The following is a 10,923-nucleotide window of genomic DNA, read 5'->3' as shown; positions in this document are numbered from 1 at the left end:
GCTTAGAAGTATCCCCAGTGCCAGTGCGCTGATTTTGATTCCCTGAACTCTCTTCATACCTGTCACCCTTTCTGTGCAACGAGCCCGTTTTTCTACGGGCAAGATCTCGTTATTCTGTCAAAGAATGATGCAATCGCTGTTCCATTCCGACACATTTGCTCAAAAATTCAAACTGTGTTGTATTTCAATAGCTTAACTGAGCTCATGCTTCATGCTGAAATCATAAACAGCCTCAAAACGTTAATTTTTATTGGGCTTATCCAATACACTGTTGGAAAAGCGGGAGGGATTTTGTGTGCCGGTTCAGGATTTGAACATCTGAATACCTGAATCAGGCAAATTGTAATTATTCGTTTTGTGAACTCGTGATTTGAGATTATATTGGCTTTTTACTAATAAAGATTAAAAAAATCGAGTCTTAATACGAAAAATAAAGGGAGATCGCTGATTAGTGCTTGACAATTGGCGTATATGGTTTAAATTCTTCGATTAATATTTTCCGGAAGAAAGAGGAGTTTTATGAAGACATATCTTCCGAAATTGTCTGAAGTAGAAAAAAAGTGGTATGTTGTCGATGTGGGCGAAAAGATCCTGGGACGGCAGGCGACCAAGGTTGCCCGTATTCTGATGGGTAAAACTAAGCCGACTTATACACCGTTTCTGGATACCGGTGATTATATCATCGTGGTGAACGCCGACAAGATAGCGCTGAGCGGTAAAAAGCCCTGGCAGAAAGAGTACTATCATCATACCGGTTACCCGGGTGCGCTGAAGAAGAAGACCTTTCAGCAGATGATGAATTATCGTCCGGAATTTATCTTCCGCGAGGCAGTCAAGGGTATGCTTCCGAAAAACCGGCTGGGACGCAAGATGCTCAAAAAGCTGTTTGTCTATGCCGGCGAGAAGCATCCGCATCAGGCCCAGAAGCCGGAATCACTTGAACTGTAAATAAAATTCAGGCATTGAAAGGATAAAATGGCAGAAGAAATCTTGGCCACCGGTCGACGGAAATCGGCGGTGGCGACGGTTCGCCTCAAAACGGGAAACGGTTCCTGGAAGGTTAACGGCCGTGATCTGATCGATTACGTCAGTGGCCGTCAGCTTTTGGTAAACCATGTTATCGCCCCGTTTCAGGCGACCGAGACCGAGGGTAAATTCGATGTTATCTGCCGGGCCAAAGGTGGTGGACCGACCGGCCAGGCTGGAGCCATGCGTTTGGCGCTGGCCCGTGCGCTGATCAAATATGACCAGGCGCTTCGCCAGCCTCTCAAGGAAGCCGGCTACCTGACCCGTGACCCGCGTGTCGTCGAACGTAAAAAGTATGGATTAGTGAAGGCGCGCAAGCGCTTCCAGTATTCCAAGCGATAGAATATATTATCAGTTTACACAATCGCTGACTTCGAGGGCGGTCGTTCCGATTGACGGGATGCCCCTTGAGGGATGACGCGGTTGGAAGTTTAACCAAGGGAGTCCCCATATGCTGGATATTACCATCAAAGATTTATTGGAGGCAGGCGTCCATTTCGGGCACCAGACCAGGCGCTGGAACCCGAAGATGAAGCGCTTTATCTTCACTGCCAAAAACGGCATCTACATAATTGACCTCAAGAAAACCATGATGTCCATGGAGAGGGCGATCCACAAAGTCAATGAAATCGTCACTCGCGGTCATGATATTTTGTTTGTCGGAACCAAAAAGCAGGCCAAGGATGTCATCCGCGAAGAAGCCATTCGGTGCGGACAGTACTATGTTTGCGAGCGCTGGCTGGGCGGGATGCTGACCAATTTCCAGACCATCAAGAAGAATATCAAAAGGCTCAAGGACCTGGAACGGATGAAAGAGGACGGCACGTTCGAAAAGCTGTCCAAAAAAGAGGTTTCCGGCCTGGAGCGAGAGATGGCCAAGCTCCAGAAGGTTCTGGGCGGGATCAAAGAGATGAATCGCCTGCCCGGGTTGTTGTTTGTGGTCGACGCTAAAAAAGAGAAGATCGCGGTGGCCGAGGCTTCCAAGCTGGAAATCCCGATTATCTCGATAATTGACACAAACTCCGATCCGGATCCGATTGATTTTCCGATTGCCGGCAATGACGACGCGATCAAGTCGATCAAGATAATCACCAGTCAGATTTCGAACTCAGTGATCGAAGCTGCCAACCGCCTCAAAGAGGGCGCGCAGATCGCGGAAAAATCCGAACAGGACAAGACCGCCAGCAAGGTCGAGGCACCTTCAGAATAAACAGCAATTATTGGATATAGATAAATTGGAGGATAGAGACTATGGCTATTTCAGCCAAGGTTGTAAAAGAACTCAGAGACAAGACGAATGCCGGTATGATGGATTGCAAGAAAGCGCTCGAGGAAGCCGGTGGCGAGATGGAAAAGGCGATTGAAATCCTGCGCGAAAAAGGAATAGCCAAGGCTGCCAAGAAATCCGAACGTGCCACGGAAGAAGGCGTGATTTACGCCTACATCCATCCCGGTGACAAACTGGGTGTACTGGTCGAAATCAACTGCGAAACCGACTTTGTGGCCAAAACCGATGATTTCAAAGCATTCGTGAAGGATGTCGCCATGCAGGTCGCGGCCGCAAATCCGCTGGTAGTCCAACGCGAGGAAGTGGATCCCGAACTAATTGAAAAAGAACGCCAGATTTACCGTACTCAGGCTCTCAACGAAGGCAAGCCGGAAAAGATAGTCGACAAGATAATTGACGGCAAAATTGAGAAGTACTATAAAGAAATCTGCCTGATGGAACAGCCGTTCATCCGCGACCAGGACAAGAGTATTACCGATCTTCAGAACGAAACTATCGCGACGCTCGGTGAAAACATTACGATCAAGAGATTCTGCCGATATCGCTTGGGAGAGTAATCCCGGTGGAAAAACCGCATTACAGAAGAATCCTGCTTAAGCTGTCGGGCGAGGCCCTGATGGGAAAAAGCGAGTTTGGCATCGATCCCGCCACGATCAAGTATATTTCCGGCGAGGTCATCGAAGCCCATATGCTCGGGGTCGAAATCGCCCTGGTGGTCGGCGGCGGCAATATCTTCCGTGGCGCCAGCGTGCATGCTCTGGGAATCAGCCGTGCCACCGGAGATTATATGGGTATGCTGGCTACAGTTATAAATTCTCTCGCTCTCCAGGACAGCCTGGAGAATTTTTTTGATATCGAGACCAGGGTCATGACCGCGCTTCGGGTCGATGCTGTGGCGGAAAAATATGTCCGCCGGCGGGCAATCCGTCATCTCGAGAAAGGCCGGGTAGTAATCTTCGGTGCCGGTACCGGCAATCCCTATTTCACGACAGATACGGCTGCCGCACTGCGTGCCATGGAGGTCGGGGCCGAAGTCCTGATCAAAGCCACGAAGGTCGATGGCGTTTACAGCGCTGACCCCAAGAAAGACCCGGATGCCAAATTTTACGACAACATCAGTTACAAGGATGTGCTCAATATGGATCTGGGTGTCATGGATGCCACTGCGACCCAGCTCTGTCGCGAGAACGATATCCCGATTCGCGTGTTTAATCTTAATAAGAAGGGTGAACTGAAACGCATGCTTTTAGGTGAGAAAATAGGAACAATAATAAATTCCAAGGAGCAGGTATGATCAGCCAGATTAAGAAAAATACCGAGGATCGTCTGAAGAAATCGCTCGATGCAGTTCGGCAACAGATGGCCACCATTCGCTCGGGCAAAGCTTCAACCTCGCTTCTGGATGGAGTCAAGGTGGAGTACTACGGGCAGATGACGCCTCTCAACCAGGTGGCGACAGTCAGCGCCCCCGAACCACGCCTGATCGTTATTCAGCCCTGGGAAAAGACGATCGTCGATGAAATCAACAAGGCCATCCAGGCCTCAAATCTCGGTCTCAATCCGCAGGTCGACAGCCAGATCATCCGCATCCCCATCCCGCCACTCTCCGAAGAACGTCGCAAGGATCTGGTCAAGCATATTAAGGACCTGGGAGAAAACGGCAAGATCGCTATGCGCAATATCCGTCGCGACGCCAACGATGAACTCAAGAAAGCTGAAAAAGCAAAGGATATTTCCGAGGACCAGATGCATGACGGCATCAAAGCTGTCCAGGATCTTCTGGACGATTATATTAAGAAGGTCGACGAGATGATGGAGTCCAAGGAAAAAGAGATAATGGAAGTTTAGGCCTTGTCTCTTGAGGATTTAAAACAGCAGGTCAAGTCTCTCGGTAGTGTCCCGCGCCATGTAGCTGTCATCATGGATGGCAATGGGCGCTGGGCGAAAAAGCAGGGGCTCAAGCGAACCGAGGGCCATAAGGCCGGAGTCTCATCGATCCAGAAAATTGTGCGAATCGCCTGGCCTCTCGGAGTAAAATATCTGACATTGTACACGTTCTCCGTCGAAAACTGGAAACGTCCCAAAGCCGAAGTCGCTTATATCATGAAGCTGCTTTACAACACCACCCGTTCCGAGTTATCCGAGCTTGAGAAAAACGATGTGCGCCTGATAGCAACCGGAAGAATCGACAGGATACCGTCGCCATCACGCATGATGCTGAAAAAGGCGATTCGACAGACGGCTGACAATCAGGGTTTGGTTTTGAACCTGGCCCTCAGTTATGGCGGACGGACTGAGATTCTGGACGCTGTCAGGGGAATCGTGAGCGATGTCAAAAAGGGGAAGCTGGAGGGCAAACGGATTACCGAAAAGCTGTTCGAAGAATATCTGTATACTGCCGACTTGCCCGATCCTGACCTGTTGATCCGAACCTCCGGTGAAATGAGGCTCTCCAATTTTCTGCTATGGCAGACCCATTACACTGAACTGTATATAACCGATACTTTGTGGCCCGATTTTAACGAAGAAAGCTTCTGCCGGGCGCTGTTGGATTATCAGAATCGTGACCGTCGCTACGGTCAGCTATCCCGCAAGGAGTCATGAGAGAACTGGCAGTCAGGATACTGGTGGCAATCGTCGCCATACCTTTTATCGCCGCTTTGATACTGTTCGGGAAAATCCCGTTAGTGCTGTTCGTCTGTCTTGTGGTCGGGCTGGGGATGTGGGAGTATTTCCAGCTCACGGGTGTACGGATTCAACCTGTATTCCAGATAATCATGATCGTCCAGGCCGTGTTCACCTGCTGGCTGGTTTACTTTTACGGCCTTATGCCTTTGTACTTCAGTGTCCTGGCCGCGTTTGGCATAGTCGCCTTTGCGAACACATTCAGGCGCGATATCGCCTCGGCTTCGACTCGTATGTTACATATGTTTTTCGGCTTCTTCTATGTCGGGCTGATGAATTTTATGATCCTGATCAGGGAGCTGGAGCATATCAAGTACGACGATTACAGGCTGGGCGGTATCTGGCTGTGGTTTTTGCTGGTAGTAATCTGGGTCACTGATACGGCCGCCTATTTTGTCGGACGCGCCTTTGGACGGCACAAGTTGTCGCCGATTATCTCGCCCAAAAAGACGATCGAGGGCTTTCTCGGAGGGCTCGTCTTCGGGACGACCGCCGCTTTCGTGTTTTCGCTATTGGCACTGCAGGATATAGCAAAATGGCAGATTCTGGTAGCCGGGTTTTTGATCAGCCTGTTCGGACAGCTGGGCGACCTGGTCGAATCCCTGCTCAAGCGCAGGGTGGGTATCAAGGATTCGTCCGGAATTATACCGGGACATGGTGGAGTGCTGGATCGATTTGATTCAACATTATTTGCATTACCCACTTTATATTTTCTGCTGATTTGTTATATTTACGTGGATTGAGTACAGGGAGGTTTCAATGATAAATTGTGCTTACCTAAGACGGAATGCCGACCGGATCTGGACCGCGATCTTCGAGCATCCGTTTGTGCGAGGGATCGGAGAGGGCACACTGGTGGAGGACAAGTTCAGGTTCTACCTGAAGCAGGACTATGTTTACCTGATCGAATTCTCACGTTTTTTCTCGCTGGCTGCGGCCAAGGCTGGCAAACTTGATCAGATGCAGACCTTCTCAAAGATTCTGGACGCTACACTTAACCTGGAGATGGACCTGCATCGAAAGATCTGCGCTGATTACAGAATTACACCCGAAGAGCTGGAGAGCACCGAGCCGGCTCCCAACAATCTCGGCTACACCTCGTATTTACAGTCAGTTGCTTACAGCGGGGATCTGGTCGAAATACTCGCCGCTTTGTTGCCGTGCAGCTGGGGGTATATTGAAATCGCCGAACACCTCAAAAAGAAGGGACTTCCGGAGCATAAGCACTACCGTCAATGGATCGAAACCTACACATCCAATGAGTTTGTTGAAATGACCGACTGGCTTAAAGCAACTTTTGACCAGCTCAGCGAAAAGCTTAGTGAGGACAAAGCCGGCCGGGTGCAGGAGATCTTTAAGTTTTCATCGCTGTGGGAACTGCTGTTCTGGGAGATGGCTTACTATACCCAGGAATGGCCTGTAAAAAACTGAGCTGACTACGGGGACTGCGTAACACAAAGTGAACAAAATTCTGGATCATATATTTTTTTTGAGGCCGATGCTTCTGCTTCCGCTCTTCAGCGTGATCATACTTGGGGCGCGACTGGCTGAGTTCGGGCATGGTTCCAGCCCGTTTCAGCTTGGCAAACTTACTGAATTAGACTTTCACCTTTTGCTTGTCCTGCTGTCTTCCGCCCTGGTATATTGCGCGACCTTTATCTATAACCAGGTTCAGGACCGCAAGGCAGACCAGATCAACGGCCGGATACTGTTTGTTTCCAGGGAGCTTGTCAGTGTTTCCACGGCCTATATATTGATCACGGTTTTTTCCGTTGCTGGCCTGATTCTGGCTTTTTATTCCAATACGTATGTCGGTGTTCTGCTTCTGATCGCGTTCGTGATCGGGATGGTATATTCTCACCCGAAAATAAACTTCAGCGCCCGCTCGGGAAAAGCACTCTGGTCGAATATGTTCGGGGCAGGAATGATACCGTTTTTAATCGGCTGGGCGGTTGTCTTCGATCAAATCTCGGTCGAGGCGGTCTTCAAGTCGTTATCATATCTATTCGCCGCCGGCGCGATCTATCTCAATTCAGCACTGCTCGACAAAAAAGGTGATGCTGAAGTCGGCAAACGAACTTATGCTGTTATCTGGACTAAAGATCATCTGCAGACCTCCGCCCTCTTGCGTACCCTGGTGGCGGCTGTCCTGGCGCAGATGAGCGGCGATTTCCCGATGTTGATCGTATGCCTGGTGACATTGCCGTTTCTGATCAGGGCCCGTCTGACCCACAAAGAAATTCATTCAGCCACCGCCAATAAAATCGCCATTCTGGTCATCTCGATTATGGCCGTTCTCTATTACCCGCCGTTCTTATTGGTTATGATTGTGCTTTTCAGTGCAACCTCGCTCTATTACCGCCACCGTTTCGGGATCGCCTTTCCATCGCTCAAAGAGAGCGCCTGACAGGAGCGGGTTGCGCTCCAAAGTTTTATTTGCCTTGCAGTTTAGAAAGTTGTAATTTGTCGCCGAGGGTTAGGTATGCGATTTATCTGGATTTTCACTATAGTTTTAACATTCGCCTGTCAATCGGCGGTACGCTACAGCGCGGTCGATGACAGCGACTATGACACCGGAAACAGCTCATCGGATAATACCGCGATAAATGCCGAAGGGACAGTCGATCAGGCCCGGATGGGCAAGATCATCGCCGGTTATTTAAGAACGCCATACAAAGAAGGTGGTCGTGATAAATACGGTATCGACTGTTCGGGGCTGACATACTCGGTTTACCGAAAATACAACGGTACTGTTTTGCCCCGGACTGTGGCCGGGCAGTACGAGAAACTGACTCCGGTAGAGATGAAGAACTTGTCTTACGGCGATCTCGTTTTTTTTAAGTTAAATGGAAACCGGATTTCCCATGTGGGTATCTATATAAAAAACATGAAATTTGTTCATGCCGCCAAATCGGAAGGTGTCGTAGTATCTTCTTTGAAGGAGAAGTATTACCGTAAATCCTACCAGGGAGCCCGGCGTGTATTCCAGTAGAGGAGAATCGCTGTGAACGAGAGACACATATTCTGGTTGATCGTTGTCGTCTGGGGCGCGGCATTGTTCGGTATCCTGGTGGGAACTCGGATGCTGACACCTTATGTCGATATCGGCGACGGGTTTCACCTGCTGGAACAAGCTCTCTATGCCATGGTACTGGCACCCTATCCGGCCTTTTTGGTATTTTGCCTGGTGAGACGATCGCAACGGACGCTCTCTTTCCAGCGCCTGGTAATCAGCGGGGCGGCCGCGGGATTTTTGATTTTTGCTGTACAAATCGCGCTTTTCGTCTTGTTCGAACTCGAGATAGAACTGGTCCTGCCTCCAGACTCCAACCTCTACGATACCAAACTGCTGTCGCAGGTTACGACCTTCTCGCGCGTGCCGATGATGTCGCATTATATCGCCTACCTGCTGTTTGTCGGGGCATTTTCGAATCGGATGGTCAAGCCGGGGGAGGATGTCACCCCGCAGTTGATCAAGGGCCTCACGTTTTATATTGTCTACCTGGTTGGATTCTTCTTCTGCCACTTGTGGTGGCAACACCTTTTAAACGAGGTTGTCTTTCCGCCAAACAAGGTAAACCTGATTATGCTCTTCGTGCACTGGCTTCCGACTGCATATTTTTTGGCTCTCACCTACCTTTATTCCGTAAAACAGAAGGAATGAGAAAAGTAACCGAAGAACTCGAGCTCAAGCTGAAAAACCTGCCCGATCGTCCCGGTGTCTACATGATGAAAAACCGGGCCGGAAAAGTGATTTATATCGGCAAGGCTAAAAAACTCCGAAACAGGGTCAGGACATATTTCCAGAAATCGCGACCGCATGATCCCAAAACCGAGGTGATGGTCTCGAAAATCGCCGATTTCGAGTTCTATGTTACCGATTCCGAAATCGAGGCGCTGATCCTGGAATCAAACCTGGTCAAGGAATATCGCCCGCTTTACAACGTCAACCTCAAGGATGATAAACGCTTTCCGTATTTGAAAGTAACCATGGATGAGCCTTTCCCGCGGGTGATCGTGGTCAGGCGGATGGCCAAGGACGGCGCGCGCTATTTCGGGCCGTTCACCGATGCCGGCAAGATGAGGCGGACACTCAGGTTTATCCAGAAGCATTTCAAGATCCGGACCTGCGATTATGTCCTGCCTGATCCGAAAGATAAAGTCAAGCTCTGCCTCGAGTATCATATCAAGCGCTGTCCCGGGCCCTGTGAAGGATTGATTTCCGAGGAGGACTATGGCAAGACGATCGATGATATCCTGCTGTTTCTTTCCGGACGATCATCCGAACTGCTGGATCGACTGCAGGACAAGATGATGGAGCTTTCGGAGGCGATGGATTTCGAACAGGCGGCCCGGGTGCGCGACCAGATCGAGGCGATCGAGTCTGTACGCCAGAGGCAAAGGGTCGTCTCGGATCAGGTCATTGACCGTGATATCGCCGCCTTTGCCTGCTCCGATGTTGATGCCGCCTGCGTCGTTTTGCAAATCCGCGAGGGTGTGCTGATCGGCCGGCAGCATTTCTATCTTAAAATCCAGAAGGATACGACCGAATCCGAAATCGCCGAGACCTTCATAAAACAACATTACATGCACGCCGACACGATTCCGAAGGAACTGTATATTTCAGCCGCACTTGATGATCGCGAGCTCCTGCAAAAATGGCTGTCCGAGAAACGCGGTAACACCGTCAGGATATTCATCCCGCAGAAAGGGGAGAAGCTCAAGCTGGTCGAGATGGCCCATAACAACGCCCGCCTGCTCCTAAACGAACTGCTTTTGCAGAAACAGCATTACAAGGATCGTATCCCGGAAGCGGTCATGCGGTTGCAATCCGATCTTCGCCTGCCCAGAACTCCGGTCAGTATGTCCTGTTTCGATATCTCCAACCTGGGCCAGGAGGACAAGGTCGGTTCGATGGTTTATTTCGAGAAGGGCAAGCCCAAAAAATCGAGTTACCGTCACTACAAGATAAAAACTGTCAAAAAGCAGGATGATTACGCATCACTGCGGGAAGTCGTCTATCGCTATTTCCGGCGCTTAAAAGAAGAAGCTCTGGATTTTCCAGACCTGCTGGTGATCGACGGTGGCAAGGGACAGCTCTCGGCCGCGTTAGATGCTCTCAAAGCCCATGGTATCAAAGACCAGCTGGTGATCGGTCTGGCCAAGAAACTGGAGGAAGTCTTCCTGCCAGGCCAGAAGGAGCCGATCATGGTTCCGCGTACATCGCCCGCTCTCAGGCTCCTGCAGAGGATTCGCAACGAAGCGCACCGTTTCGCGATCGAGTTCAACCGCAAACTGCGAGGTAAACGGACGATCGGGACTGAATTGCAGAAGATCCCCGGAATCGGCCCCAAAAAGGCGGAGGTGCTTTTAAAGCATTTCGGCTCGGTTAAAAAGATCAAAGAACTGACCGCTGAGCAGATTAGCGAAGCCCCCGGTATTGGTATCCCTGACGCGCAGAAGATTACAGAATATTTTGGTCAATAAAAAACAAAAAACCCCGCCTGAAGCGGGGTTTTTTTTATCATAAATTCATTTTTCAGTTAAGCTGATTTCTTCTCGGACTTCTTGTCGGCTTTCTTTTCTGTCGAGGCGAATTTGGCATCCGACTCGGCTTTCTTGGCATCGGCCTTGTACTTTGGCGAACGGTAATCGGTGATATAGAAGCCTGAGCCTTTGAATAAAAGACCCGCTCCGCCGGATATCAGCCTCTGGACATGACCACCGCATTTCGGGCATGTCTCGAGCGGATCGTCCGTGATCTTCTGGAACTCCTCGAACTCGTAACTGCAACTTGTGCACTGGTACTGGTATGTTGGCATTGGTAGATCTATCTCCTGTTGTTACTCAATTGTGCTCAGTATTGAGGCTATCGCGACCACGTTGACGATATCCGAAGCGGAACATCCTCGCGAGAGGTCATT

Annotated in this window: 15 protein-coding genes; 13 read left to right on the top strand and 2 right to left on the bottom strand. The window is 50.0% G+C overall.

Annotation, left to right across the window (positions count from 1 at the left end; all coding sequences use genetic code 11):
- The first annotated feature begins 519 nt into the window (after positions 1 to 519).
- From rplM to uvrC, 13 genes are all read left to right on the top strand, one after another.
- Positions 520 to 948, top strand: a complete 429-nt coding sequence (rplM, locus tag GF404_00740; protein MBD3380699.1) for a 50S ribosomal protein L13 — start codon at positions 520 to 522, stop codon at positions 946 to 948.
- A gap of 27 nt (positions 949 to 975) precedes the next feature.
- Positions 976 to 1,368, top strand: coding sequence for a 30S ribosomal protein S9 (gene rpsI, locus GF404_00735; GenBank protein MBD3380698.1), 393 nt, complete (start codon positions 976 to 978; stop codon positions 1,366 to 1,368).
- A 109-nt stretch (positions 1,369 to 1,477) separates the two neighbouring features.
- Entirely contained in the window at positions 1,478 to 2,236 is a 759-nt protein-coding gene (gene rpsB, locus GF404_00730) for a 30S ribosomal protein S2 (protein ID MBD3380697.1), read from the top strand.
- A gap of 41 nt (positions 2,237 to 2,277) precedes the next feature.
- Positions 2,278 to 2,871 (top strand): translation elongation factor Ts, encoded by a 594-nt coding sequence (gene tsf, locus GF404_00725; protein MBD3380696.1) that lies wholly within the window; start codon positions 2,278 to 2,280, stop codon positions 2,869 to 2,871.
- Between the two features lie 5 nt (positions 2,872 to 2,876).
- The gene (locus tag GF404_00720) at positions 2,877 to 3,608 is read left to right on the top strand and encodes a UMP kinase (GenBank protein ID MBD3380695.1); all 732 of its coding nucleotides are present in this window, start codon (positions 2,877 to 2,879) and stop codon (positions 3,606 to 3,608) included.
- A complete protein-coding gene (locus GF404_00715; protein MBD3380694.1) occupies positions 3,605 to 4,162 on the top strand; it encodes a ribosome recycling factor in 558 nt (185 codons plus the stop codon). Before GF404_00720 ends, GF404_00715 begins: the two co-directional genes overlap by 4 nt.
- A 72-nt stretch (positions 4,163 to 4,234) precedes the next feature.
- Complete coding sequence (locus GF404_00710; protein ID MBD3380693.1) at positions 4,235 to 4,918, top strand: isoprenyl transferase; 684 nt, start codon at positions 4,235 to 4,237, stop codon at positions 4,916 to 4,918.
- Positions 4,915 to 5,742 (top strand): hypothetical protein, encoded by an 828-nt coding sequence (locus GF404_00705; protein ID MBD3380692.1) that lies wholly within the window; start codon positions 4,915 to 4,917, stop codon positions 5,740 to 5,742. The genes GF404_00710 and GF404_00705 overlap by 4 nt, the downstream gene beginning before the upstream one ends.
- Before the next feature lie 16 nt (positions 5,743 to 5,758).
- On the top strand, positions 5,759 to 6,430 hold the full coding sequence (tenA, locus tag GF404_00700) for a thiaminase II (protein MBD3380691.1): 672 nt from the start codon (positions 5,759 to 5,761) through the stop codon (positions 6,428 to 6,430).
- 28 nt (positions 6,431 to 6,458) lie between these two features.
- On the top strand, positions 6,459 to 7,406 hold the full coding sequence (locus tag GF404_00695; protein ID MBD3380690.1) for a hypothetical protein: 948 nt from the start codon (positions 6,459 to 6,461) through the stop codon (positions 7,404 to 7,406).
- A gap of 75 nt (positions 7,407 to 7,481) precedes the next feature.
- A complete protein-coding gene (locus GF404_00690; protein MBD3380689.1) occupies positions 7,482 to 7,991 on the top strand; it encodes an NlpC/P60 family protein in 510 nt (169 codons plus the stop codon).
- Between the two features lie 12 nt (positions 7,992 to 8,003).
- Positions 8,004 to 8,663: a hypothetical protein gene (locus tag GF404_00685; GenBank protein MBD3380688.1), complete on the top strand. Its 660-nt coding sequence runs from the start codon at positions 8,004 to 8,006 to the stop codon at positions 8,661 to 8,663.
- The gene (gene uvrC / locus GF404_00680) at positions 8,660 to 10,486 is read left to right on the top strand and encodes an excinuclease ABC subunit UvrC (protein MBD3380687.1); all 1,827 of its coding nucleotides are present in this window, start codon (positions 8,660 to 8,662) and stop codon (positions 10,484 to 10,486) included. Before GF404_00685 ends, uvrC begins: the two co-directional genes overlap by 4 nt.
- A 56-nt stretch (positions 10,487 to 10,542) precedes the next feature.
- On the opposite strand, the gene GF404_00675 is transcribed toward uvrC, so the two are convergent.
- Positions 10,543 to 10,821 carry a zinc ribbon domain-containing protein gene (locus tag GF404_00675; GenBank protein MBD3380686.1) on the bottom strand — a complete coding sequence of 93 codons (279 nt, stop codon included), beginning with the start codon at positions 10,819 to 10,821 and terminating at the stop codon, positions 10,543 to 10,545.
- Positions 10,822 to 10,842: 21 nt separating this feature from the next.
- On the bottom strand, positions 10,843 to 10,923 hold an 81-nt coding region (locus GF404_00670), incomplete at its 5' end, for a hypothetical protein (GenBank protein MBD3380685.1).

It is taken from the genome of Candidatus Zixiibacteriota bacterium (assembly GCA_014728145.1).
Lineage (GTDB): Bacteria > Zixibacteria > MSB-5A5 > JAABVY01 > JAABVY01 > WJMC01.
Note: the sequence above shows the minus strand (reverse complement) of the source record. Positions and strands in the feature narration are given on the sequence as shown.

Bases quoted from the DNA above. Each gene is read 5' to 3' on its own strand.
- rplM (MBD3380699.1), top strand. From the start codon at position 520: ATGAAGACATATCTTCCGAAATTGTCTGAAGTAGAAAAAAAGTGGTAT.
- rpsI (MBD3380698.1), top strand. From the start codon at position 976: ATGGCAGAAGAAATCTTGGCCACCGGTCGACGGAAATCGGCGGTGGCG.
- rpsB (MBD3380697.1), top strand. From the start codon at position 1,478: ATGCTGGATATTACCATCAAAGATTTATTGGAGGCAGGCGTCCATTTC.
- tsf (MBD3380696.1), top strand. From the start codon at position 2,278: ATGGCTATTTCAGCCAAGGTTGTAAAAGAACTCAGAGACAAGACGAAT.
- GF404_00715 (MBD3380694.1), top strand. From the start codon at position 3,605: ATGATCAGCCAGATTAAGAAAAATACCGAGGATCGTCTGAAGAAATCG.
- GF404_00710 (MBD3380693.1), top strand. From the start codon at position 4,235: ATGGATGGCAATGGGCGCTGGGCGAAAAAGCAGGGGCTCAAGCGAACC.
- GF404_00705 (MBD3380692.1), top strand. From the start codon at position 4,915: ATGAGAGAACTGGCAGTCAGGATACTGGTGGCAATCGTCGCCATACCT.
- tenA (MBD3380691.1), top strand. From the start codon at position 5,759: ATGATAAATTGTGCTTACCTAAGACGGAATGCCGACCGGATCTGGACC.
- GF404_00690 (MBD3380689.1), top strand. From the start codon at position 7,482: ATGCGATTTATCTGGATTTTCACTATAGTTTTAACATTCGCCTGTCAA.
- uvrC (MBD3380687.1), top strand. From the start codon at position 8,660: ATGAGAAAAGTAACCGAAGAACTCGAGCTCAAGCTGAAAAACCTGCCC.
- GF404_00675 (MBD3380686.1), bottom strand. From the start codon at position 10,821: ATGCCAACATACCAGTACCAGTGCACAAGTTGCAGTTACGAGTTCGAG.